Genomic DNA, 24,926 nt, shown 5'->3' on the forward strand with positions numbered 1-24,926 from the left:
GCACCACCCGGCACGCCACAAAAATCAACGGCCGTTTTACGCTATAAGTCATTGATTTTCAGTTTTTAAAAATGGCCTAAAAAACCTGAAAAATCCCTTGTGCCGCCCGTCCTTTTCCGCGACGTTTTTTCATACCCATTTTCACCTGAATGTCCGCTCCTGACGACGCCTCCCACGCACCGAAAAATCCTCCCGCCGGCGACACCTACGACGCCTCCAAACTGGGCAAACTCGAGGGCCTCGAAGCCGTCCGCAAAAAGCCCGGCATGTATATCGGCGGCACCGACGAACGCGCGCTCCACCACTGCGTTTCCGAGGTGTTGGACAACTCCGTCGACGAACATCTTGCCGGCCACTGCAAACGCATCGACGTCACGATCCACCTCGACGGCTCCATCTCCGTGCGCGACGACGGTCGCGGCATCCCGGTCGACATCCACCCGCAATACAAGATCCCCGGCGTCGAGATGGTGCTCACCACACTCCACTCCGGCGGCAAATACGGCCAGGGCGGCTACAAGTTCTCCGGCGGCACGCACGGCGTCGGCGCCAAGTGCGTGAACGCCGTCTCCGAGTGGTTCGAGGTCGAGGTCTCGCGCGGCGGCCAGGTCCACCACATGACCTTCGAGCGCGGCAAGACGACCAAGAAGCTCGAGGTCATCGGCAAGGCCAAGGGCACGGGCACGCTCATCACCTTCAAGCCCGACCCGGAAATCTTCAAGGAGACCACGGTCTTCAAGGCCGACAAAATCTCGCAGCGACTTCGCGAGCTGGCGTTCCTCAACTCCGGTCTCGAAATCATCTTCACCGACGAGCGCCCGTCCGAGCCGAAGCCCGAGCGCTATTTCTACAAGGACGGCGTCGTCGAGTTCGTGAAGCAGCTCAACCAGGGCAAAACCGCGCTCCACCCGCAGCCGGTCCGCATCGCCAAGGAGACGCACACCGAAATCGACGGCAAGAAGGCCGAGGTGCACCTCGAGGTCGTCCTCCAATACAACGACTCCTACAACGACCTCGTTCTCTGCTACACGAACACGATCCACAATCCCGACGGCGGCACGCACCTCTCCGGCTTCCGCTCGGCGATGACCCGCGCGATCAACCAATTCGCGAAAGCCAACAATCTTCTCAAGGACAAGGACCCTCAGATCACCGGTGACGACGTCCGCGAAGGACTCGCCGCCGTCATTGCGATCAAGCACAGCGACCCGAAGTTCGAGTCGCAGACCAAGGTGAAGCTGCTCTCGCCCGAAGTGGAATCGATCGTCGGCTCCGCGACCTATGAGGGACTGATGTTCGCTTTCGAGACCACGCCGAGCATCGCCAAGCGCATCATCGAAAAGTCGCTCATGGCCGCCCGCGCGCGCGAAGCCGCGCGTAAGGCCCGCGAGACCATCCGCAAAGGCGCCCTCTCCGGCGGCGGCCTGCCGGGCAAACTCGCCGATTGCTCGGAAAAAGATCCGTCCGTCTGCGAACTCTACATCGTCGAAGGCGACTCGGCCGGCGGCTCCGCCAAACAGGGCCGCGACCGCCGCTATCAGGCGATCCTTCCGCTCCGCGGCAAGTTGATCAACTCCGAGAAAGCCCAGCTCGACAAGGTGCTCTCGAACGAGGAAATCCGCACCCTCATCACCGCCATCGGCACCGGCATCGGCACCGGCGAGGACGACGCCTCCTTTAACGCCGACAAGGCCCGCTACCACCGCATCATCATCATGACGGACGCGGACGTCGACGGCTCGCACATCCGCACGCTGCTCCTCACCTTCCTCTACCGCCAGATGAAGGGCGTGATCGAGCGCGGCTACGTCTACATCGCCCAGCCGCCGCTCTACAAAATCAAGCGCAAGAAGCGCGAGCAATACGTCGACAACGACGAACAGCTCAACCGCATCCTCCTCGAACTCGGCTCCGAAGACATCGTGCTCGCTCGCGCGTCCGACCAACACGTCTTCGCACCGACGCAGATCGACCCGATCGTCGAAATGCTCGCCGCGCTCGAGAAACTCGGCAGCGGCATCACCCGCCACGGCGCGCAACTGGCCGAGTATCTCGACCAGCACGACCCGAAGACGCACGACCTTCCGCGCTACATCGTCCGCATCCGCGAAGGCAACAAGGAGTCCCACGTCTTCCTCCGCAACGACAAGGAACGCGCCGACTACGACGCCAAGCACGAGCCCGAGACCAACGGCGCCAGCGCCGCCCCGACCGGCCCCGTCCGCCGCGTCACGATCCACGAAATCTTCGAGGCGACCGAGATGACCAAGCTCCTCAAGGCGCTCGCGCACGCCGGCATCGAGACGAATTTCGCGCCCACCGAGGCCGCGCGCTACGTCTTCACCGAAAACCCCGGCACGAAGAACGAGATGAAAACCGAGCTGCACTCGCCGCTCGAGATCATCGGCCAAATCCGCGCCAACGGCCGCAAGGGCCTCTCCATCCAGCGCTACAAGGGTCTCGGTGAAATGAACCCGAAGCAGCTCTACGAGACGACGATGGACCCCGACAAGCGCCGCCTCCTCAAGGTGAACATCAACGACGCCGCCAAAGCCGACGCCCTCTTCACCCTCCTCATGGGCGAAGAAGTCGCCCCCCGCCGCCAGTTCATCGAAGACAACGCCCTCAACGTCCAATACCTCGACGTTTGATGTTTCGCGAAACGCAAAGCCGCGAAGGCGCAAAGGCCACGGTGCCTGCCGAGATCGAATCGCTCGCCACTCAGTCGGTGAATGCCGCCTTGGCCGTTCACCGCGCCCTCGGTCCGGGCTTGCTCGAAAGCGCTTACGAGGAATGTCTCGCGATTGAGCTGATGTCCCTCGGTCTTTCCGTCGAACGTCAAAAATCCATTCCGCTCGTGTATCGTGGCCGCACCATCGATGCCGCCTACCGCCTCGATCTGATCGTGAACGGTCAGCTCCTGATCGAAGCCAAAGCCGTCGAATCGCTCGCGCCGGTTCACCGCGTTCAGGTCGCGACCTACCTGCGTCTCCTCCATCTCCCGCTTGGCCTGCTGATCAACTTCAATGTCCCGCTCCTGAAGGACGGTCTCCACCGCGTCCTGAACCTCGACTTCCAATCTTAGCGCCTTCGCGCCTTCGCGTTTAATCCACCACCACGCCACACCTTTCCTGCTCCGCCCGTGTATACCGCCAACGAAAAACTCTCCACCGCCAACATCACCGACATCATGCAGACGGCCTACATCGACTACTCGATGTCCGTCATCATCAGTCGCGCGCTCCCCGACGCCCGTGACGGCCTGAAGCCGGTCCAGCGCCGCATCCTCTACGCGATGCTCCGCGAAGGCCTCCTCCACAACCGCGCCTTCGACAAGTGCGCCGGCGTCGTCGGTGAAGTCCTCAAAAATTACCACCCGCACGGCGACTCCTCCGTCTACGACACCCTCGTCCGCCTCGCCCAAAATTGGGTCATGCGCTACCAGCTCATCGACCCGCAGGGCAACTTCGGCTCCGTCGACGGCGATCCGCCCGCCGCCTACCGCTACACCGAGTGCCGCCTCCGCGACATTTCCGAAGAACTGCTCAAGGACATCGAGGAGGAGACCGTCGACTTCGCGCCCAACTACAAGGAGTCGACCACCGAACCCACCGTCCTTCCCGCCGCGCTGCCGAACCTCCTGATGAACGGCTCGACCGGCATCGCGGTCGGCATGACGACCAACATCCCGCCGCACAACCTCAGCGAAATCATAGACGCGACGTGCGTCGTCATCGATCGCCCGAACGTCTCCGTCGACGAACTCGTCACCTACATCCCCGGCCCGGACTTCCCGACTGGCGGCTACATCAACGGCCGCGCGGGCATTCGCTCTTACCTCACCACCGGCAAGGGCATCGTCCGCATGCGCGGCAAGGCCCACACCGAGGAACTCAAGGGCGGCGGCGAGCAGATCGTCATCACCGAGATCCCCTACAACGTGAACCGCGCCTCGCTCGTGCTCCGCATCGCCGAGCTCGTGCGCGAGAAACAGATCGACGGCATCCGCGACCTCCGCGACGAATCCGACGAGAACACGCGCATCGTCATCGAGCTGAAACGCGGCGAGCAGTCGCAGGTCATCATCAACCAGCTCTACCAGAAGACCGCCCTCGAATCCTCCTTCGGCGTCATCCTGCTGGCCCTCGACAAGAAGCGGCCGAAGCAGATGAACATCAAGGAACTCATCGAGTGCTACATCGACCACCGCCGCGACGTCGTCACCCGCCGCACGCAGTTCCGCCTCAACCGCGCCAAGGAACGCGCCCACATCCTCGAAGGCTACATCATCGCCCTCGATAACCTCGACGACTTCGTGAAGATCATCCGCGCGTCGAAGGACAAGGAGGAAGCCAAGCAGCGGTTGATGCTCAAGTATCCGCTCTCCGAAGCGCAGACCAACGCCATCCTCGAACTCCGCCTCTACCAGCTCACCGGCCTCGAACGCGACAAGATCGAAGCCGAATATCGCGAGCTCATGGCCCTGATCGAGGAACTCCAAAGCATCCTCGACGACGAGCACAAGCTCCTCGCCCTCATCAAGAGCGAGCTCCTCGCCCTCCGCGACAAATACGCCTCGCCGCGCCGCACGCAGATCATCGACGACGCCGGCGACCTCCGCATGGAGGACGTCATCCCGAACGAAGGCGCCGTCATCACCGTCTCGCACCTCGGCTTCATCAAGCGCACGCCCGTCGCCGAATACCGCTCGCAGAAACGCGGCGGCAAGGGTGTCATCGGCGCCGAGACCTACGAAGACGACTTCGTCGAAAACCTCTTCACCGCCTCGACGCACGACTACGTTCTCTTCCTCACCAGCACCGGCCAGTGCCACGCGAAGAAGGTTTACGAAATCCCCGAAGGCACCCGCACCGCCAAGGGCAAATCCGTCGCCTCCTTCCTCCGTCTCACCAACGGCGAAAAACTCGCCGCGCTCCTCTGCGTGAAGGAGTTCACGCCCGAGCACTTCGTCGTCATGGCCACCAAAAGCGGCGCGATCAAGAAGACCGCCCTCGCCGAATACGAAGGTGCCACCCGCGAAGGCGGCATCCGCGGCATGAAACTCGCCGAAGGCGACGCCATCGTCGGCGCCGTGCTCACCAACGGCTCGAACGAGATCGTCCTCGTCTCGCACCAAGGCCAGGCCGTGCGCTTCTACGAAGGCGCCGCCGAGACCGACGATGTCGAAGGAGCCGATGCCACCGCCACCACCGCGCCCGCCGTCGAAGGCGAGGAAGCCGAAGGCCCGAAACTCGGCCTCCGCTCGCAGGGCCGCTTCACCGGCGGCGTCACCGGCATGCGCTTCAAGAAAGCCGGCGACTACCTGCAAGCCCTCGAAGTCTGCGACCACGAAGCGCGCCTGCTCGTGGCCCGCGAAGACGGCGTCGGCAAACGCACGCCCTTCGAGGACTACCGCAAAACCCGCCGCGGCGGCACGGGCGTCATCGCGATCGACTTGCCCGACGACGGCTCCGTCGCCGTCGCCGGCGCGCTCAGCGTCCGCGACACCGACGAAGTCATGCTCCTCACCGCCAAGGGCCAGAGCATCCGCACCCGCGTGAAGGAAATCCGCGAGACCGGCCGCGGCGCGAAAGGCGTCCGTCTCGTCAACCTCGAGGAAGGCGACAAACTCCTCGCCATCGCGAAAGTCATCTCCTCCCCCGACGAAGAAGCCGCGAACGAAGCCCCCGAAGCTCCCGCCACCGGCGCAACTCCATCCGCGTGAGCCGCGCCGGCTTCCAGCCGGCCAACCTCTCCCCTCAAGGCGCGTCTCCCCGACGCGCCTTTTTCTTTCCGCTGTTCCCCGTAGCGGCGAGCGCCCGCGAGCCGAATAACCCACGCCGCCTTCCCCACCTCAAAAGCAAGTCCCCAACCGATCTTGTCAGCGCGAGGCCCGCTCCGCGGACCGTGGCGTTCCAGTCGCGGCGCGCGCTCACTGCAGCTTCATCGGCTTCACCTTCACCCGCTCGCGCACGCCTTCGATCTCGAGCCAGTAGGCGCCGAGCATGCCAGGATAGATCTTCACCGCCGGCGCATGGCGCTTGTCGTCGTAGCGCGCGCTGCCCCCCGCCTGTTGCCAGATCTGACCGTTCTCCAGTTTGAAAACCGTCTTGCCGGTCCAGCCCTCGTAATCGCCCGCCAACCGGCTCTCGACCGCCTCCGCCGCCTCGGGCTTGTCCGCCGTCTCCTGGAGCGTCACCAGCGCGCGCAGCCAGCTCGGCCCGCTCGCCTTCGTCTCCACCTTGGCCGCGGCCTTCGGCGCTTCCGCGCGCACGGTCGCCACGGCGGTCTTCACCGCCCCCTGCTCGCGCTCGGCAAACAGCTGCTCCAATTGCGCCAGCTCCTCCGGCGTGAGTTTGTTCAATCCGGCCGCGGCGAATTTCTCCGGCGGCAGATTCTTGAGGAATGCGTCGGCCGCAGTCGCAGACACCGCGATCATCCCAACGAGCAGGCAGGCGATCAGTTTCATCATTCCGGAAACTAGCACACGATCGCTGCCGCGCAACGGCGGCGCGACGAAAGGTGCGCTATCCGAGTTTAATCGGCTCAATCTTCACGCGGATCGCCGCCTCGAGGATCGGCGGTCGGAAACTTCCGAGTCCGCCCGGCCGGTCCCGCCCCACCGCACGATCGCCAGTCCGGCCGGCCTGCGCGTTCGACGCCGTCATCATCCGAGCGAGACCCTGCGCCATCGCCACCGCCGGCACCCGCACGCCGGGCCAAGTCAGTTCGCGCATGCGCCTCGTTCTGCGCGGCGTGCGCTCCGCCGCAATGTCGGAAAATCCCGCCCCGCGCGCAACGCGCGCACTCTCGCCTTGCCAAGGCGCGCCCACGCGAGTCTGTTGGGTTTCCCGACGCTCATGGCGACCCGTCTGTCCAAGCTCCTCGACCCCGCGCGCATCACGCTCGCCCTGCAAAGCACCAAGCGCACGAACGCCATCAACGAGGTCGCCAAACTCCTCGAGGCGCACCCCGACGTCGCCAATTTCCAAGGCTTCTACAACGAGCTGCTCGCGCGCGAGCGCCTCGACACCACCTGCCTCGGCAACGAGATCGCGCTTCCGCACGCGCGCACCGAGCACGTGAAGAAGATCGTCCTCGCCGTCGGCCGCAGCACCGACGGCGTGCTCTTCGAGAACAGCAACCAGACGGTGAAGCTGATGTTCGTGCTCGGCACGCCGAAGAATAATCCCACCGACTATCTCATCCTCGTCGGCGCACTCTGCCGCCTGATCAAGGACGCCGCCTCACGCGACGCCCTGATGGCCGCGCCGACCCCCGAGGCGTTCATCGCCACGGTGCAGGACCTGGAAAACAAGATCCTCGGTCCAGAGAAATAAAAAGGCGCGGCCGGAGCCGCGCCTAGAAAAAACACGCAGCGTCGAGCCTACTTGCCTGGGTCGCTCGGCACGGCGGCCGGCGCTGAGGTCGGAGCCGCTTTCTCCTCGGTCGCAGACGTCGGAGCAGGTGCGGCGACCGGTGCTGATGCCGTCGCTGGGGTGACCGGCGCAGCTGCCTCGGTGGGAGCGGCCGGCGCGGCGGGCTGCGGCGCTTCCGCCACCGCCGGTTTGGTCACAGGCTGGAGATTCACGATCAGTGGATTGGGTTCGTGATTCAACGACGCGCCCGAAACGGCGTCCACGCCGATGCCGATGACGCCGCCGATCAATGCATTTCCTGCGAGACCAGCGGCACCCTTGCCGGCAATCTTCGTGCCGATTGTGCGCGTGACGGTTTCGTAGCCCTCCTTCGACACGGTCACGATGAGGTCGCGTTTCCGCGGCACCGTGAACGTCACCGGCGTGAGGCCGGTTTCACCGGTATCGAGCCGCACCGAGGCGGCCGACGGACTGGACTCGACTTTGAATTGTTCCGTCGTGCCGCGCGTGATCGTAGCGCAGCCGATCTGGAACAGGGATGCCACTGCGGCAGCCCCGAGGAGTAGGGTTCTGGGGAACTTCATGGAGGTAGACTGGCCCGTGAGGCGAATACTCGCATGACAACGCAACCCGTCGCACCCGCCATCCCGCAAGGACATTTACCCCGCGAGGCAATTAACCGGCAGACTCACGCAAAAAAGGCGCGGCTCAGGAGCCGCGCCTCGCGCAATCAAAACCGCGATCACTTGGTGGCGTATTGGAGCGTCAATAACACCGGCTTCGCGTCAGCCTCCGGAACGACCTTCATCGACGGCCGGCCAGCCAGCACGCCCATCTGCACCCCGCACTCGATGTAATAGGTCTTGCCCGCCTCGACCTCGACGTTCTGTAGCGTGTCGGTTTCAGTCGCGGCCGCGTAGACGTGTTGGCCCGGCGTCGCGTAGTGGAAGAAATACGTGCCGTTCGCGATGGCACCGATCACGGTGTTGTTCGCCCGATCACGCACATCGTAGGAAACCGCGGCGCCCATGAATTTCTTCGGTCGGAAGAAATAGACGACGCCCTGGTCCGCCTTGGGTTCGGCGTAGGCATTGGTGGCTTGCCGATTCACCGAGGCACAGCCCACTTCGAGCAGCGCCACCGCGGCGGCGACTGCAAACAGGATCATTTTGGAGTATTTCATTTCTGCTGGCTGGCCCGTGATGCGGAAACATCCGCCCCTGAGCTGTATCGGCCGGCGATTCCGAGTGGCAAGTGCGAAGGCGCCCGGAAGCAGAACGGCGCGCGCGGCGGACAAAACAAAACGGCGCGGACTGAGCCGCGCCGTGCAAATCAAGGATTCCTTCGGAGAATGAGCGGGGTCATTTTCCGCCGAGCAGTTCGCGCGCGAGCGCGTCGGCGCCGTAGACTTTGCGCATCGCCTCGAGGATGCCGCGCACGTCCACGCTCACCGAGCGGGCGCGCGTGTCGCTGAAGGCGTAGTTCCAGACGAGCGTGTCGATGTTGCCGTCGAAGATGATGCCGATGAACTCGCCCGCGCGGTTGATCGTCGGGCTGCCGGAATTGCCGCCGATGCTGTAGCACGTCGCGATGAAGTTGAACGGCACCGCGGCATCGAGCTTGTCCTTCGCCGCCACCCAGCTCGGGGGCAGATCGTAGGGGGGCACGTTGCCGCGATCGGCCGCGCGTTCGAACATCCCGCCGAGCGTCGTGTAGGGCGCGACCTTCGCGCCGCCGGCGTCGATGCCTTTCACCGCGCCGTAGGAAAGGCGCAGCGTGAATGTGGCGTCGGGCGAGACCTTGTCGCCGTCCTTGGCGTAACGGACCTTGGCGATGCGCGCGTGCGCCTGCTGCTTGGCCTCGTTCTGCGCGTCGATCGTCTTGCGCACGCCGCGAGCGAACGGCTCCATCGCGAGCACGAGCTGCACCATCGCGTCGCCGGACTTCGCGAGTTCAGCAGGCGATTGTGCGTAGAGCGCCTTGCGCGCGGCGAGGTCGAGCACCTGCGTGCCGTGCACGAGCTCGGCGGCGCGCACCGCGGGCGATTTGCCGCCGAGGGCGGCTTGCACGGCGGGGTCGTTGGCGCCGAGCTCCATCGCCATGAGCGTGAGGTAATGCTCAATCTTCACCTGCTCGACTTCGGGGTGGATCGGCTTGGCGGAGAAGAGCGCGAGCTCGAAGGTCGTCTTGGCGGAGTCGCGATACTCGGGGAGGCGGTCGCCGTTCGGCTTGGTGCGCTCGGTGGCGGAGCGGACGAGGTCGCGCGCGATCTTGTAGAGGCTCGAGTTGAAATAGTAGAACTCGGTGTAGTTGTAGCGCGTGATGTTGGCGGCGATGGTGCGCTGGGCTTCGGCGATCTTCTCCCACGCGTCGCCAGCGCCGAGCTCGGGCTTGTCCTGGGCGAATTTCCTCAGCGCCTCCTCCTCGACCTGCTTGGCGGCGACGAGTTGCGGATCGAGCAGGCCGCCGATGCGGCCGTCGTAGACCTTGCGGCTGTTCTCGATGGTGCGGATCTCGTCCTGCACCTCGCGGGCGTTTTCCTGACCGCGTTTGGCGTAGGCGTTGAGCAGCACCTCGCGGCTCTTCATCCAGCGGAGCACGCCGGGCAGCTGGACGTCGCGGGCGTATTCGAGCTCCGCCATGGTGATGAGGCGCTGCGTCGTGCCGGGATGGCCGGCGAGGAACACCAGATCGCCCTCCTTCGTGCCGGCGGGATTCCATTTGAGGAAGTGCTCCACCTTGGCCGGCTGGCCATTTTCGTAGGCGCGGAAGATCGAGATATCGAGGTTGAAGCGGGGATACTCGAAGTTATCCGGGTCGCCGCCGAAGAACGCCGCCTGCTCCTCGGGCGCGAAGACGAGGCGGACGTCCGTGTAGACCTTGTAACGGTAGAGGTGGTATTGCGCGCCTTGGAAGAGCGTGACGATGTCGCTACGCAGGCCGGTCTTCTCGAACGACTCCTTCTCGATCGCGGCGCGCGCGGCGTTGCGCGCGGCGAGCACTTCCTCAGCCGACATCCCCGGGCGCACGCCCGCGTTCACCTTCGCGGTGACGTCCTCGATCGACTGGAGGACGTTGAGCTCGAGATCGACGCACTTGCGCTCGTCGGCGCGCGTCTTGGCGTAGAAGCCTTCCTTGAGGAGATCATGCTCCTTCGTGCTCAGCTTGAAGATCGCATCGAAGCCCACGTGGTGGTTCGTGATGATCAGGCCGTCCGCCGAAGCGAAGGAACCCGAGCCGCCGTTGTTGAAACGCACCGCCGAGCGCTGCACGTGCTCCAGCCACGCCGGCGTGGGCTCGAAGCCGTAGCGCTGCTTCAGTTGCTCCGCCGGGGGCGCGTTGAGCAGCCACATGCCGTCATCGGCGCGCACCAACGCCGCAACCGTGAGAAGAAACGAGGGAACGATCAGCCAGGGGAAACGAATTCGCATGAGTCGACCAACAAACCCTCCCGCGCGTCCGCCTCAACCTCGATTTGTCCAACGGGCAATATCCGCGACCAACGTCGCTCCCGGCACGACGACTCCGCCGCCCTCCCGGCGCGCCTGCCACTCCGCCTCCGCCCGCTCTTGAACTTCAACTTCCAACTTCAACTGGCGCGCGCATCGCGCGCCCCGGGGCTTGCCACTCCGGGCCCGCCGCGCACGATGCGGGCGAGCGCATGATTCACTCGTTCATCTTCAGCGACGGCAAACTGGTCGGCCGCGACCTCGAACTCGAGGCGCTCCGCCTCGTCCGCGCCGACAAAGGCCTCATCCTCTGGGTCGACCTCGACAACCCGACCGAAGACGAGATCAAAGCCATCCTCGAAGGCGTCTTCCAGTTCCACCCGCTCGCCATCGAGGACTGCGTCGCGCCGAGCGACCTGCCGAAGATCGAGGACTACGAGGACTACCTATTCATGGTCACGCACGCGGTCGACTTCAACCGCAAGGACAAGTTCGCCACCACCGAACTCGATATGTTCCTCGGCAAGGACTACCTCGTGACCTTTCACCGCCAGCCGCTGCGCTCCATCACGATGCTGCGCGAGCGCGCCGCGAAAAACACCGCGCTCGCCCCGCGCGGCCCCGACCGCCTCGCGCACAGCTGCCTCGACCTCATGATCGACAACTTCGCGCCCGTCCTCGACGAGTTGCGCAACGAACTCGACGAGATCGAGGAGATCATGCTGCACAAGGACACGTCCGAGTCGTTCATGCAGGAGATGCTCCACGCGCGGAAGGACTTCGCGAAACTCCGCCAGATCGTCCGCCCGCAACGCGACGTCATCGAACGTCTCGCCCGCGGCGACACCAAGATGATCCGCAACACGCTGCTGCCCTACTTCCGCGACCTGCGCGACAACCTCGCACGCTTCGAAGACGCCGCCAACAGCTACCACGAGCGCCTGATGATGGCCTTCGACATCTACCTCAACAAAGCCCAGTTCGAGGCCAACGAAGGCATCAAGTTCCTCACCGCGCTCACGGCCATCACCCTCCCCGCCGTCCTCGTTGGCGGCTGGTATGGCATGAACTTCGAGCACATGCCCGAGCTCAAATCGCCCCACGGCTACGTCTGGGCAGCGGGACTGACGATCGTCTCCACCCTGCTGATGTGGGCCTACCTCAAGAAAAAGCGCTGGATGTGACCACGCCTCCGCCGCCAAGGTAGCCCGCGACCTCCGGGCGCGGGTCGCCAACGCCGCCGTTCCGCTTTTCCACGCTGCGCTGCCCGCCGGCGCGCCCCACTGTCCCGCTCCGCGCCGCACTCCCCGCTTGCACGCCCGCGCGTCCGCGCAAATCTGCCCCGATGCGCCTACTCCCGCTGTTCGCCGCCGCCGCGCTCGCCACCGCGCTTTGCGCCCAGGAAAAACCCGCCGCGACCACCGCGGCCCCGGTCGACCCCGACGCCCAGATGCTCCGCCGCATCTACGACGCCGCGCTCGTCGACAGCCCCGCCTACGAAAACCTCCGCGAACTCACCACGCGCTTCCCCGGCCGCCTCGCCGGTTCGCCCGCCTACCACGGCGCCGAGCAATGGGGTGAAGAAGTCCTCAAAAAAATCGGCTGCGACCGCACCGAACTCCAACCGACCATGGTGCCGCACTGGGAACGCGGTGCCGCCGAGTCCGTCCGCGTCGTTCGCGCCAACGGCCAATCCGCCGCCCTCTCCGCCGTCGCCCTCGGCGGCTCCGTGCCGACTCCCGCCGGCGGCCTCACCGCACCGGTCGTCGAACTCCACTCGCTCGACGAACTCGCGACCGCCGACGTGAAGGGCAAAATCGTTTTCTTCAACGGCGCGATGAACCCGCGCTACGTCAACCCCGGTCAAGCCTACGGCGAATCCGGTCGCCAGCGCAACCAAGGCCCCGCCGAAGCCGCCAAGCACGGTGCCGTCGGCGTCCTCGTCCGCTCGCTCACCCATCGCCTCGACGACGTCCCGCACACCGGCAACACCACCTACCTGCCCGACGTCCCTCGCATTCCCGCCGCCGCCCTCAGCACCGTCGCCGCCAACGAACTCAGCACCGCACTCAAAGCCGACTCCACGCTCCAAGTCGCCATGCAGATCAACTCCTCGTGGCACGACGACTGGCCCGCCGCCAACGTCATCGGCGAAATCCGCGGCTCCGAGTCGCCCGAGAAGATCATCCTCGTCGGCGGCCACCTCGACAGCTGGGACATCGCCCCCGGCGCGCACGACGACGGCGCCGGCATCGTCCAATCCATCGACGTCCTCCGCATCCTCAAGACCATCGGCTACACGCCCAAGCACACCATCCGCGCCGTCCTCTTCGCCGGCGAAGAAAACAGCCTCCGCGGCGCCATCAAATACGCCGAGATCGCGGGCGAGAAAAAGGAAGTTCACCTCCTCGCCCTCGAGACCGACGGCGGCGGCTTCTCCGCCCGCGGCTTCAACATCGGCAACGCCGCCGGCGACGCCCACCTCAAAGCCGCGCGCTTCAAGCCCCTCTTCGAACCCTACGGCGTCTTCATCTTCCAGGCCGGCCGCGGCGGCGCCGACGTCGGCCCGCTCATGGCCAAGGGCAACACCGTCGCCGGCCTCATCCCCGAGGCGCAGCGCTACTTCGACATCCACCACACCCGCGAGGACACCATCGACAAGGTGAACAAGCGCGAACTCGAACTCGGCACCGCCGCCATGGCCGCCCTCATCTACCTCGTCGACCAGCACGGTTTGTGAGTAGCGCAGGCTTCCCGCCTGGAGAAACCACTCTCCACGGAAAAACAACAAGCCGCCGCCCACCGCGACGATCCTCCGCCCCCATGCCTCACCCGCGCTGGGCGCAAACCGTTCGGAAATTCGTGTTCATTCGTGTCCATTCGTGGTTTCTCCCCATCTTCTTTTCGTGCGCTTCGTGTCTTTCGTGGTGACCAACTCCTAGTCCGGCAATGAACGCCCTCCTGCGCGACCCACGCGCCCAGCGCCTCATCGCGGCCAACGTCACTTCCTCGATCGGCTCCGGCGTCACGATCATCGCTGTGCCGTGGCTGCTCGTGAACCGCCCCGGCGGCTCGCAAATCTACGGCTGGGCCACCGCGCTCACCACGCTCGCGATCTTCGCCTTCGCCCCCTACTACGGCGCGTGGGTCGACCGCCACTCGCGCAAGACGATGCTGCTGTTGAGCGAGATCTTCGGCGCCACCGCCACGCTCGCCATGGCGCTCACGGGCTTCATCCGCGGCGAGTTCGCCACGTGGCAACTCGTCACCGTCTACTTCTGCGGCATGTTCTACTACACGCTGCATTTCCCGGCGAAATTCGCGTTCATCCAACAGATCTTCGGCCGCGCCCACTACCAGTCGCTCACCAGCGTGATGGAAATCCAGGGCCAGACCGCCTCCATGCTCGCCGGCGGCCTCGCCTCGCTGCTCATCGATCACGTCAGCCTGACCACCATCCTCCTGCTCGACGCGTCGACCTACCTCGTGAGCTTCGTGCTCCAATCCACGATCCCCTACGAAGCCACGCACCAAACCGCCGAAACGAAAAACTCACCCGCCCCGAACGCCTGGCGCGCCGTCGGCGAGGCATGGTCGTGGCTGCGCGAACGCCCCGCGCTCTCGGCCTTCCTGCTCTGCTCCTTCGTGCCGTTCCTCGGCATCATGGTGAGCAACTACCTGTTTCCGATCTACGTCGCCTCGACGCTCCACGAGACACCCGGCGTCTACGGCCGCGGCGAAATGATCTTCGCCCTCGGCGCCATCGCCGCCGGCGTGTGCGTGCCCTTCCTCACCGCCCGCTTCAACCACGCGCGCACCACCGTCGCCCTCGCCGCCGTTTTCCTCGTCGGCCTGGCTCTCCTCGCCGTCTGGCCGCGCACGCTGCCCTTTTACGCCGCGATGGTTTTCCTCGGCCTCGGCAACGCCGGCGTGCGCGTCGCCCGCAACGTCATCGTGCTCGAAGCCGTGCCCAATGCCCTCATGGGCCGCATCCACGTTTTCTTCCTCGTCGCCGAGCGCTCGCTCCGCACCGTGCTCATCCTGCTCATGACCGCCCTCGTCGACGTCCACGGCGCGCCGCTGTGCTTCGCACTGCTGCTGCTCGTCGCCGCCGCCGCCTTTGTCGGCATGCTCCGCTCCCGCCCCGCCGCCGAAGCCGCCCAAGCCGCGCCGGCGCACTAGAGCCCGGCTTCCCACCGGCGCCGGTCTGCGGCGCTCACGTGCAGGTTGCCACACACGACGCGGCTCCCATTGTCGCAACATGCCCCGGCGCGTCCTCCTCCACAGCCATCATCGCACCTTCAAGGTGCGCTACCCGTGGCGCACCGAGGGCATCGCACAGGCGCTGGCGGCAGCGGGAAGCGAAGTGACGATCCTTTGCACCGCCGACACCGCTCGCTGGCGCCGTCGCGAGTCCGCGCACGACGGCGTGCGCTTCGTCGAAGTGCCCGACCTGCTCCGCGGCCGCCAGCGCTCCGGCTGGGATCTGTGGAGCGCCTGGCACCGCCACACCTGGCTGCGCCGCCAGCACTTCGACCTCATCCACTGCCTCGACACGCGGCCCGCCGTCATCCATCCGACGCTCGCGCACCTCCGCCGCGCGCCGAGCCCGCTCGTGATCGATTGGGCCGATTGGTGGGGCCGCGGCGGACTCATCGAGGAAAACCGTCCCGCGTGGTATCGCTTCGCGTTCGAGCGTCTCGAAACCCACTACGAGGAGCGCTACCGTCGCCACGCCGACGCCACCACCGTCATCGCGCGCGGACTCGCCGAACGCGCCGTCGGCCTCGGCGTGCCGCGCGACTCCATTTTTTGGCTGCCCAACGGTTGCGCGCCGCAACGCATCCCCGTCGTTCCGCCAGCGACGCACCGCGCCGAGTTCGGTCTTCCGGCCGACGCGTTCGTCGTCGGGTTCAATGCCGCGGATGTGACGATCGGCTTCTCGCTCGTGCTCGCGGCCTTCGCCCAAGCCGCCGCAGCTCTGCCGCAGGCGCATCTGCTCCTCACGGGCAATCTTCCCACCGACGCCCGCGCGCTGCTGGCACGAACGCCGCACGCAGACCGCGTCCACGCGCTCGGTTTCGTCGCAACCGACGCCTACACCTGCGCATTGACCTGCGCCGACGTTTTCCTGCTCCCGTTCACCGATCGCCCTGCGAACCGCGGTCGCTGGCCCGGTCGCATCAACGACTATCTCTCCACCGGCCGCCCGATCGTGACGCAGCCGTTCGGTGAAATGGAAACGCTCCTGCGCGAGGAGCCTATCGGCCTGCTCGCCGACGATACGCCCTCCGCCGTCGCCGCAGCGCTCACAACGCTCGCCTGCGATCCCCTGCGCCGCGCCGCGCTCGGCCGGCACGCGCGCCATCTCGCCGAAACCCGGCTGAGCTGGCCCGAGCTCTCTGCCACGCTCGAAGCCGCATACGCGTGCGCCGAGCGTCGCCGCGTCGCCTCAAAATAGGTCGCCCTGTTGCATCGCGCCGCGACGCTCGGAATCGAGCGTGCTGGTCTGCAGCAACCACGGAATCGTCGCGCGCGCGAACTCCGGCCGACGCAACAAATCCCGCAGCAGCACCGCCCCCGCCAGCGCATCGTAAAGCGCGGCGTGATACCGGCGGCGGTGCGGCGGACAATGCGCCGCCGCCAGCAGGTCGAGCTCGGCCTGCAACCCCGCGGCCGCGACGAGCCGCTCGAGCTTCGCCTCGCCGAACTGCGGGAACGCCTGCGGATACAGCCGTCCCGTGTCGATCCACGGCCCCCATTCGTGCGCGTCGCGCCCCGGGCGCGCGAAATCCGGCGCGGTGCGCGGATACGGCCAGACCGATTTCAGGAGCGAGTTCTCCGCCGTGGCAAAGTGCGCCGCCAGGGGCCCGCTCTCGCGCAACGCCGCGAAAAACTCCCACTCATGCACGAACGGCAGCTCGCCCTGCACGCTTTCGGCGCGCAGCCCGTGCACCGCGGTGTCCTCCGGCGCGACGCGCCCCGTCGCCGCGCAACTCCGCATGCGGGTCTCGGCAATCGTGCCGCCGCGCAGCGTGACCACGCCGAATTCGAGGATGCCCGACGTGCGGTTGCCCTCGAAGTCGATGAAGTGAATCGGCGTGTCCGACCATGTGCCCACGGAACACACGGAATACACGGAAGGAGCCAAACCCCAGACTTTTTTCGTGAAGGCTCGCCTCAGTCCCTTCGCTTCTCCTCTCGAACCGGAGCGCCCATGAAACACACGAAATTTTCGCGTCTATTCGTGTGTTTCGCGGGCAATCGCTCCGTGCTCGTGACGTAGATTGGCGCCGATTTTTCCGTGTGTTCCGTGTATTCCGTGGGCCAATCTTCCCCGATGCACCTCGCCGCCGAACGCGCTTTCCTCCTCGAACTCGCCCGCGCCAGCGGCGACTTCATCCGCCCGCTCTTCGGCCGGCATGACATCGCGGTCGAGTTGAAGGGCGACCTCACGCCGGTCACCGCCGCCGACCGCGGCGCAGAGGAATTGCTCCGCCGGATGATCAAGGCGCGCTTCCCGGCGCACGGGATTCTCGGTGAAGAGTTCGGCCCGGAAAACGTCGATGCCGAGTTCGTCTGGGTGCTCGATCCGGTCGACGGCACGAAGTCCTTTGTCACCGGCGTCCCGCTGTTCGGCACGCTCATCGCCTTGCTGCACCACGGCCAACCCGTGCTCGGCTGCATTCACCAGCCGATCCTGCGTCAACTCGTCGTCGGCGACGGCACGAGCACCACGCTAAACGGCTCGCCCGTGCGCTGCCGTGCGACGCGCACGCTCGCGGACTCGACCCTGCTCACCTGCGATTGGGTGAACCCGTCCGTCCACCAAAACGGCCCGGCCTTCGACCGCCTCTCGCGCGCCGTGAAACTCGCGCGCACCTGGGGCGACGCCTACGGCTATCTGTTGCTCGCGACCGGCTGGGCCGACGTGGTCGTCGATCCGATCATGAATCCCTGGGACATCGCCGCGCTCGTGCCCGTCATCCGCGGCGCCGGTGGCGTCATCACCGATTGGCAAGGCGGCGCGGCTTACCCCGCGACCTCGACGATCGCCGCCGCGACGCCGGAGCTGCATGCCGCGACGCTCGCGGCATTGAAGGGATGAAAGCAAAAGCGGCGCCGCTGGGCGCCGCTCGAATCTCAACCGCTGCTTTGCCGCGCGTCAGGCTCGGGCCTGCCGGCGTCGCCACGCGACCAGGCCGAGCGCCGCGACACCCGCGAGTGCCGCATAAGTCGACGGCTCAGGCACGGCGCTGACCGAAGCGTAGTTCAACATCGAGGTGTTGAACGTGCCCGAGGTGAACGTGGAGATGCGCGCCTCGTCCACGCCGCCCGCGTAGTTGATGCCCAGCACGAACGTGCCTGTCGGATCGTTGATCGAGCGCCCCGCCGTGAACGTCGGCGCGCTGATGTCGTTCACGTAGACGCGCGCCGTGCCGGCGTCCCACACGAGCGCCGCGTAGTTCCACTGTCCGGCCGACACGGTGGCGTTCGCGGTTTCGTCGACGTGACCGCCCTGCAGCAGTTGCACGCCGGAGTTGTGCAGATAGAGGCCGATGCCGTTGTTGCTCGTGTCGCCGTTGTAGAGCAAATACTGGTCGCCCGTGACGCTCGTCGGCTTGAACCACATTTCCATGATGAACGAGGAACCGTTCGTCAGCGCCGTGTAGGCCGCCGTGCTGAATTGCGCCGCAGCGTTCATGTCGACGGACAGCGTCGAACCGCCACCGGGCGTGGAGTTCGCGTAGGTCGCTGCGCCGGAGACGAGCGAGAGATCGCTGCCGACGGTCGCGGTCGTCGTCGCGCCGACGGCGCCGCCATTCGTCGCACCGGCATCGCCTTCGCCGAAGCGCCACTGCGCGAGAATGGTTTGGGCGGAGAGTGTCGCGGCGAGACACGAGCCAAGGAGAGCGAGACGGAAGACGAGTTTCATGGTCAGCGAGGACAGATCAGGAGGTGGGTGGTGGGTTGATATTTCGGAGAAAATCGGCGGCAAGCGGCGCGCGCGGAAATGTGCCTCGCATGCTAGCATGCGACCTCGCGCCAGACCTCGGGAGCGGCGGCTTCCAGCTCGGCCCGGCGCGAGATCGCCTCGTCGCGCGTCCGCACGCGCAGCTTGCGGTAGATTCCGCGGATGTGCGCCCGCACCGTATCCTCGGAAATCCCGAGCTGCCCGCCGATGCGGCGATAGGTCGCGCCGGTCGCGAGTTGCGCGAGCACGTCGCGCTCGCGGGGCGTGAGCACCGGCCGCGCTGCGCCCGCCCCGCGTTCGCGGGCGAGTGCTGTCACCACAAAGCGCGCCACGCCGCGCGACAGCGGCGCGCCGCCGAGATGCGCCTCGCGTGCCGCCGCGAGCCACTCCGCGGGAGTCGCGCTCGCACCTTCGAGAAAACCGATCGCCCCGCCACGCAGCGCACGGATCGCCTCCACCGCGCCCGTCCCCACCGCGATCACCGACGTCGCCGGCAACGCCTCCGCCACTTCGGCCAGCAATGCCGCGCCGTCCTCGTCGCCCAGCGCCAGTTCCACGAAGGCGACGCGCGGCGGCCGCGCCCGGAGAAAAGCCTGCGCCTCCCACACCGTGCCGCCGCAATCCAGCACCAGCATGTCATCGCTCGCCGCAAACGCCGCCGCCGCCGCCATGCGGGCCGCCGGTTGATGGAGAACGAACGAGACGCTGATCACGATGCCCGCCAGCGAGTCGCGCCGTGCTAGCACGGTCAAAACTGCGAGTGACCATGGTCGGACGACCAGGTGTTGCACTCGGCCCCCGTTTCATTTCGCTGCCCCGGTTGCCCCAGCAATGACCGACGCCGCTCTCTCCCGGCAGGCGAGCCGCCTGCGCTTCGACGATCCTGCCCTCGAAACCCGTTTCCGCGCGGACCACGACGAACGCTCGCTCCGCCAATGGCGCATCGCCGCCGGCCTCGGCGCCGCGGCCGTGATCGCGATCGGGATCTTCTACGACATCAACAGCGCCAGCTCGGCCCGCGTGGAGAGCTTCGGCCGCTTCGGCCTCGTGCTGCCGTGGTTCGCACTGATGTTCGCGTTTACCTTCTGGCACCGCCAGCGCCCGCACTTGCAACTCGTCGGCGCGCTCTGCTGCACCGGTGCCGTCTCGTTCTATTTTCTGACGCAGTGCTTCGCGGTCGCGACGCAGATGCGTCTGACCTACTCGCTCACCGTCAGCCTGTTCTCGCTCAACAGCCAGTTTCTCGTCGCCGTCGCCGTCGCGGTGCCGCTGATCACGCGCGCGGTGGCGGTCACCTTGTTCGCCACGACCGCCCTCAGCTATGTGTTCATTCGCGCCGCCTATCCCGCCGCCGCGCGCGATTTTCTCCTCCACCAGACGATCCTGCAGCAAGTCGCGACCGTCGGCCTGATCTCGCTCGTCCTCATCGCCGTCACCTGGGCACGCGAGCGCTTGCAGCGCCTCTCCTTCGCCCAGCAGGAACAACTCGCCGCGATGAACGCCGAGCTCGCGCGCCTCAACGCCGAGAAAAACGAATTCATGGCCATCGCCGCCCATGACTTGCGCGCCCCGCTCGCCAGCGTCGGCGGCGCCGCCGAGCAACTCGCGCCCCGCGCCTCCGACCCCGCCCTCGCTCGCGGCCTCGCGCTCATCGCCGACCAAACGCGGCGCATGCTCGCCCTCGTCAACGACTACCTCGGCGCGCACGCCGCCGAGAGCGGCCAGCTGCCTGTGCGCCTCGCCCCGCTGGAGCTCGGCCAGATCGCCCGCGACGCCGCGCAACGCCACGCCGCCACCGCCGCCGCCAAGCGCCAGCGCCTCGAACTCGGCGGCGCGGACGCCGGCGTGCGCATCGCAGCCGACGCCACGCTGCTCGCCCAAGTCGTCGACAATTTCGTCACCAACGCCCTCAAATTCAGTCCCGCCGGCGCTACCATTCGCCTCGAGATCCAGACCGCCGACGGCCACCCGCGCGCGCGCCTCGCCGTCATCGACCAAGGCCCCGGCATCGCCGCCGACGAGCAGGCGAAACTCTTCCGCAAATTCGGCCGCGCCAGCACCCGACCCACCGGCGGCGAATCCTCCCACGGCCTCGGCCTCGCCGTCGCCAAACGCCTCGCCGAAGCCAGCGGCGGCAATGTGGGCTGTGACAGTGAAACTGGCCGCGGCGCGACGTTCTGGGTTGAACTGCCCCGCTCCGCCTAAAAATTTTCCGCTCATGCCTCCCGCCCCGCCTTCCCGCGTCCGCGTCGCCTTGATCGAGGACGACGTCCCGTTCCGGAGTTTCGTGGCCGGGCTGCTGAACGAATCCTCGCGCTACGAAACCGTCGCCCAAGCCGATTCCGCCGAGGCCGCCGCGACGTGGTCGGCGCAACTCCGGCCCGATCTCGCGCTCGTGGACATCGCACTGCCCGGCGCATCGGGCACGATCGCGGTCCGGCAACTGTTGGAAAAATTTCCCGCCCTCACGATCGTCATGCTCACCGCGCGCACCGACGACGATTCCATCCTCGACGCCATCAAGGCCGGCGCCGTCGGCTACATCGTCAAGGGCACGCACTCCGCCGAACTCGTGGCCGCGCTCGACGACGCCGGTGCCGGCGGCGCGCCCATGTCGCCCGCGATCGCCCGGCGCGTCCTCGCGTTGATGCGCGACACGCCGTCGCCCGCAGCCCAGATGAGCGCGCAACGCGCCGGCGGCAGCCCGCTGCAACCGCTCACGCCGCGCGAACACGACGTGCTCTCGCTCGTCGCCACCGGAGCCTCGGACAAGGAGGCCGCGGCGCGCCTCGGCATTTCCGTCTCCGCCGTGAAGCAGCACCTCGCCAACATCTACGCGAAGTGGCGCGTGCGTTCCCGCACCGAGGCCGCGATCAAGTTCACGCAAGCCGGCCGGTGATCCTGCATCGCGCGAGAAGCGCGATTTCCCCGCCCCCGAAGGCGCCGATGCCCGTCTCCGGCAAAATTACGTATTACGTAAAATAGCCGAACGCGCGCGCGAACCGCCGTCGGCGCGAGCCATGGCCCAAACGAGCGCATTTTCACGCCTTGATGTGTCCGGACGCACTGCGGTTCCACGCCTCCCTCGCAATGCCCCCATCCCCACGCCCTATGAAATCCCGCTTCGCCACGCTCGCCCTCTGCGCCCTTGCCACCGCGCTCTCGCCGCTCATCAGCCGCGCCCAGCAGACCGTTCAGATCGTCAACGACGACGCCCCGACCACGCCGGACTCCGGCGTCTGGGTGCTGTTCGCCGGCAGCCCCGCCAACGTCAGCACCAGCGGCGGAGCCATCTCGGGCCTGCGCAACCTCGCCATTCCGACCTGCGCCGTCTCCACCGTCCAAGCCGCCGGCGCGACGACAGTGCAGGCGGCGCTGCTCACGAGCCCGACGTTCACCGTGCCCGCGGCGCCGTTCCCGATCAAATTCATCAGCGGCGCCAACGCCGGCACCACCGTGAAGGTGACGGCCTACGCCCCGGGCACCGGCACGCTCACCACCGCCGCCGTGCCCAACGCCCAGGCGGCGGGCGACCAGTTCATCGTCGGCGCCTACTCGCAGCAGCTCAGCTCGCTGCCGTCCACGAGCACTGTCGTCTCGCCGCTCTCCGGCGCGACGCAGAAAATCTACACCGTCACCGCCAACAACCTCGCCTCCGCTGTCGTCTACGTTTCGACCGCACCGCTGACCTACCTCGACGCCGCGCCCGCCATCGCCACCAGCGCCGTCGCCTACCAGACCGTCGAGCTGACCACCGGCACCGGCGGCGGCGCCACGACCTCGGACCTCACCGCGATCGATTACTTCGCCCTGCCGCTCCAGATCGAGTCGATCAACCTGACCAGCAGCGCCACCACGCACCGCCGGACGTTCTACTTCAGCCGCGCCTCGATCGTCGCCGGCCTCAAGAAGGTCGGCGCGCAGAAGAACAGCGCCGGCGGCCTCTACCTCGGGCCCGGCCAGGTCGCCGCCGCCAACCTCGGCAACCCGAGCCCCTTCCCCAGCTTCAAGGGCTACCTCCACGCCCTCGCCCAGGCCGGCACGAAGTTCAAAATTGCCGGCACGCAAAACTTCGGCGCACCCAATCCCGCCATGGTCTACGGCATCGGCCTCGGCGGCGGCTACCAATCCACCTACAACTACGACACCGTCATCCACGAGCCCACGCCGGGCAACTTCGTCGCCACGCTCACCCCCGGCCAGACCGGCAACAGCCTCACCGGCGCGCCGTCGTTCTACCCCAGCATCGCCAACCTCGAGCGCATCACTGTGAACCTCTCCGCGCCGAACGCCAAGACGGGCGGCGGCTACGACCAGACCATCTACGGCGCCGTGCTCAACGCCTCGTCGTTCGCCCTCAAGCTCAAGCCCGGCTCGCCCTCGCTACTCCCCACGCCACCCTCCGGTTTCGTCGTCACCACCGGCACCAGCACCTCGTCGTTCCTCGCCACCAACCTCGCCACGCTGAACTTCGTCGCGCCGTTCTCCGTCACCTTCACCAGCGGCGCCAACAACGGCACCACCGTCACCGCCGTCGCCCTCGACAGTGCGGGCAACGTCACCGTGTCGCCCGCACTCGCGAACACCCCCAACGCCAACGACGCCTTCACCGTCGTCGTGCCGCCGGCCGACCTCTTCACCCAACTCTACACCAACAGCGTCTTCAGCTGGGCCGTCGCCGACCTCCTCGCCGGACTCGACTTCGGCTTCGCCGGCAGCCCCGTCGCCGGCAACTCCAGCCGCTCGTGGTATGGCTCGTTTCCGCAACAGTTCCCCTACGGCTCCGCCCGCGGCTCGACCAACGACGGCTTCTACAACCCTTGGGCGGCGTTCCTCTACAACGCGTCCGACGCCTATGCCTTCGCCTTCAGCGACCGCGTCGCGCCGAGCCCGCTCATGAGCACGAACCCCGCCACCGAGGCGTTCCGCATCACGCTCCTGCCGGCCTCGCAGATCGACGCCCCGCTCGTCACCGCAACCAGCATCACGAGTTCCGAGATCGATCTCGCCTGGGCCGCACTGCCCGGCGTCACCTACGCCGTCACGACGCAGCCCGCGATCGCGCCCGCGCAGATTTCCCTCCGCGGTGCCAAAGCCAAGCTCACCGGCCTCAACGCGGCCACGCCCTACCTCGTCTCCGTGCAAGGCACGAAGGGCGGCCAGAGTTCCCTCGTGCTGCCCGCGCTGTTCACCACCGCAGGCACCGTCGTTCCCGTCACCGGCACCGTGCCGTTCGGCTTCTCCTTCACCTGGGCCGGCACGTCCCCGTTGCCGTCGAACTACCAAGTCGTGCTCAACGGCACGCCCGTCCCGCTCACCAACGGCGTTTCCACCAGCAACCTCAACGTCACCGCCGCACCGGGCACCAATCTCTTCGTGCTCCAGATCCAGGACACCTCCGCCAGCAACGCCACCGTCTACTCCGCCGTCGTGCAGGTCGACATCACCGCCGCCAGCGGCCCGAGCCCGACGTCGTTCTCGCTCACCGACACGCCTGTCGTCTACGGCTCCAGCGGCCAGATCACCGTCGCGCCCACCGGGCCCTACACGATCACCCAAAACGCCAACGGCCCCAGCAGCCCGCTCGTCCTCGGCATCGACTTCGCGCCGACCGTCCGCAAGGGCTACGCGCCCGTGGCGCTGCCGGCGAAGAAGTGACGGCCAAGCCGCGCCGTCCTTCCGGCGCCCCAAAACAAGAACGGCGCCCCGCGGGGCGCCGTGAATTGCCAGGCCGGCGCGCTCAACGCTTTTTCTTCCGCGCCGGCTTCCACTCCGCCGTGATGCGCGAGCTGAAGCCGCCGCGCGCCTTCCAGTCGGCGATGATAGTCAGGCTGCGCGGCTTGAGCGCCGCGCCGAGCTCGTCGCAAATCTTGTTCGTCGCCGCCTCGAAGAAGATGCCCTCGTTGCGATACGCGTGGAAGTAGAGTTTGAGCGACTTCAGCTCGACACAGGCTTTGTCCGCCACGTAGCGCACCGTGATGTTGGCGAAGTCGGGATGGCCGGTCATCGGGCACACCGACGTGAACTCATGATGTGTGTGCTCGATGAGAAAATCGCGATGCGGCGCGGGATTCGGAAAGGTCTCGAGAATTTTCGGGTCGGCCATGGCGGAAGCAGTAGGCG

21 protein-coding genes are annotated in these 24,926 nt (G+C 66.6%); 12 read left to right on the plus strand and 9 right to left on the minus strand.

The genetic code is table 11. The features are described from left to right. Positions 1–149 precede the first annotated feature (149 nt). From gyrB to gyrA, 3 genes are read left to right on the plus strand one after another with little or no spacing between them, the layout of a single operon-like run. A complete protein-coding gene (gene gyrB, locus KF715_08925) occupies positions 150–2,651 on the plus strand; it encodes a DNA topoisomerase (ATP-hydrolyzing) subunit B (protein ID MBX3736797.1) in 2,502 nt (833 codons plus the stop codon). Beyond that, positions 2,651–3,085 (plus strand): GxxExxY protein, encoded by a 435-nt coding sequence (locus tag KF715_08930; protein MBX3736798.1) that lies wholly within the window; start codon positions 2,651–2,653, stop codon positions 3,083–3,085. Before gyrB ends, KF715_08930 begins: the two co-directional genes overlap by 1 nt. A 57-nt stretch (positions 3,086–3,142) precedes the next feature. After that, entirely contained in the window at positions 3,143–5,725 is a 2,583-nt protein-coding gene (gyrA, locus tag KF715_08935) for a DNA gyrase subunit A (GenBank protein ID MBX3736799.1), read from the plus strand. A 207-nt stretch (positions 5,726–5,932) separates the two neighbouring features. On the opposite strand, the gene KF715_08940 is transcribed toward gyrA, so the two are convergent. Both KF715_08940 and KF715_08945 read right to left on the minus strand, forming a co-directional pair. Then, the gene (locus KF715_08940) at positions 5,933–6,472 is read right to left on the minus strand and encodes a hypothetical protein (protein ID MBX3736800.1); all 540 of its coding nucleotides are present in this window, start codon (positions 6,470–6,472) and stop codon (positions 5,933–5,935) included. Positions 6,473–6,527: 55 nt separating this feature from the next. After that, positions 6,528–6,737 carry a hypothetical protein gene (locus tag KF715_08945; protein MBX3736801.1) on the minus strand — a complete coding sequence of 70 codons (210 nt, stop codon included), beginning with the start codon at positions 6,735–6,737 and terminating at the stop codon, positions 6,528–6,530. Positions 6,738–6,860: 123 nt separating this feature from the next. On the opposite strand from KF715_08945, the gene KF715_08950 reads away from it, so the two are divergent. Continuing rightward, positions 6,861–7,340, plus strand: coding sequence for a PTS sugar transporter subunit IIA (locus tag KF715_08950; GenBank protein ID MBX3736802.1), 480 nt, complete (start codon positions 6,861–6,863; stop codon positions 7,338–7,340). A gap of 47 nt (positions 7,341–7,387) precedes the next feature. On the opposite strand, the gene KF715_08955 is transcribed toward KF715_08950, so the two are convergent. The 3 genes from KF715_08955 to KF715_08965 form a co-directional block, all read right to left on the minus strand. Further along, positions 7,388–7,924 (minus strand): PEGA domain-containing protein, encoded by a 537-nt coding sequence (locus KF715_08955; GenBank protein ID MBX3736803.1) that lies wholly within the window; start codon positions 7,922–7,924, stop codon positions 7,388–7,390. A 197-nt stretch (positions 7,925–8,121) separates the two neighbouring features. Then, positions 8,122–8,562, minus strand: a complete 441-nt coding sequence (locus tag KF715_08960) for a DUF2846 domain-containing protein (protein MBX3736804.1) — start codon at positions 8,560–8,562, stop codon at positions 8,122–8,124. A gap of 178 nt (positions 8,563–8,740) precedes the next feature. Then, positions 8,741–10,810: a S46 family peptidase gene (locus KF715_08965; GenBank protein ID MBX3736805.1), complete on the minus strand. Its 2,070-nt coding sequence runs from the start codon at positions 10,808–10,810 to the stop codon at positions 8,741–8,743. A gap of 230 nt (positions 10,811–11,040) precedes the next feature. Here KF715_08965 and corA point away from each other — a divergent pair, with 230 nt between their 5' ends. From corA to KF715_08985, 4 genes are all read left to right on the plus strand, one after another. After that, on the plus strand, positions 11,041–12,012 hold the full coding sequence (corA, locus tag KF715_08970) for a magnesium/cobalt transporter CorA (GenBank protein ID MBX3736806.1): 972 nt from the start codon (positions 11,041–11,043) through the stop codon (positions 12,010–12,012). 161 nt (positions 12,013–12,173) lie between these two features. Further along, positions 12,174–13,568 (plus strand): M20/M25/M40 family metallo-hydrolase, encoded by a 1,395-nt coding sequence (locus KF715_08975; GenBank protein MBX3736807.1) that lies wholly within the window; start codon positions 12,174–12,176, stop codon positions 13,566–13,568. A 209-nt stretch (positions 13,569–13,777) separates the two neighbouring features. Next, positions 13,778–15,010, plus strand: a complete 1,233-nt coding sequence (locus KF715_08980; GenBank protein MBX3736808.1) for an MFS transporter — start codon at positions 13,778–13,780, stop codon at positions 15,008–15,010. A 79-nt stretch (positions 15,011–15,089) separates the two neighbouring features. Next, positions 15,090–16,289 (plus strand): glycosyltransferase, encoded by a 1,200-nt coding sequence (locus KF715_08985; protein ID MBX3736809.1) that lies wholly within the window; start codon positions 15,090–15,092, stop codon positions 16,287–16,289. On the opposite strand, the gene KF715_08990 is transcribed toward KF715_08985, so the two are convergent. Beyond that, positions 16,281–16,949, minus strand: coding sequence for a 3'-5' exonuclease (locus KF715_08990; protein ID MBX3736810.1), 669 nt, complete (start codon positions 16,947–16,949; stop codon positions 16,281–16,283). The two genes, KF715_08985 and KF715_08990, sit on opposite strands and share 9 nt — an antisense overlap. A 219-nt stretch (positions 16,950–17,168) precedes the next feature. Between KF715_08990 and hisN the strand changes: the two genes are divergently transcribed. Then, on the plus strand, positions 17,169–17,936 hold the full coding sequence (gene hisN, locus KF715_08995; protein ID MBX3736811.1) for a histidinol-phosphatase: 768 nt from the start codon (positions 17,169–17,171) through the stop codon (positions 17,934–17,936). Between the two features lie 57 nt (positions 17,937–17,993). Here the strand turns inward: hisN and KF715_09000 are convergent, their stop codons facing one another. Beyond that, the gene (locus KF715_09000; protein MBX3736812.1) at positions 17,994–18,764 is read right to left on the minus strand and encodes a LamG domain-containing protein; all 771 of its coding nucleotides are present in this window, start codon (positions 18,762–18,764) and stop codon (positions 17,994–17,996) included. 92 nt (positions 18,765–18,856) lie between these two features. Further along, the gene (locus KF715_09005; protein ID MBX3736813.1) at positions 18,857–19,516 is read right to left on the minus strand and encodes a response regulator transcription factor; all 660 of its coding nucleotides are present in this window, start codon (positions 19,514–19,516) and stop codon (positions 18,857–18,859) included. A 118-nt stretch (positions 19,517–19,634) separates the two neighbouring features. Between KF715_09005 and KF715_09010 the strand changes: the two genes are divergently transcribed. From KF715_09010 to KF715_09020, 3 genes are all read left to right on the plus strand, one after another. Further along, on the plus strand, positions 19,635–21,008 hold the full coding sequence (locus tag KF715_09010; protein MBX3736814.1) for a HAMP domain-containing histidine kinase: 1,374 nt from the start codon (positions 19,635–19,637) through the stop codon (positions 21,006–21,008). A gap of 13 nt (positions 21,009–21,021) precedes the next feature. Continuing rightward, on the plus strand, positions 21,022–21,702 hold the full coding sequence (locus tag KF715_09015; GenBank protein MBX3736815.1) for a response regulator transcription factor: 681 nt from the start codon (positions 21,022–21,024) through the stop codon (positions 21,700–21,702). A 212-nt stretch (positions 21,703–21,914) separates the two neighbouring features. Beyond that, positions 21,915–24,461: a hypothetical protein gene (locus tag KF715_09020; GenBank protein ID MBX3736816.1), complete on the plus strand. Its 2,547-nt coding sequence runs from the start codon at positions 21,915–21,917 to the stop codon at positions 24,459–24,461. Positions 24,462–24,543: 82 nt separating this feature from the next. Here the strand turns inward: KF715_09020 and queF are convergent, their stop codons facing one another. Further along, positions 24,544–24,909 (minus strand): preQ(1) synthase, encoded by a 366-nt coding sequence (gene queF, locus KF715_09025; GenBank protein MBX3736817.1) that lies wholly within the window; start codon positions 24,907–24,909, stop codon positions 24,544–24,546. Positions 24,910–24,926: the final 17 nt, after the last annotated feature.

Origin of the sequence: Candidatus Didemnitutus sp. (assembly GCA_019634575.1) — a bacterium.
In the GTDB taxonomy this organism is placed as follows: Bacteria; Verrucomicrobiota; Verrucomicrobiia; order Opitutales; family Opitutaceae; genus Didemnitutus.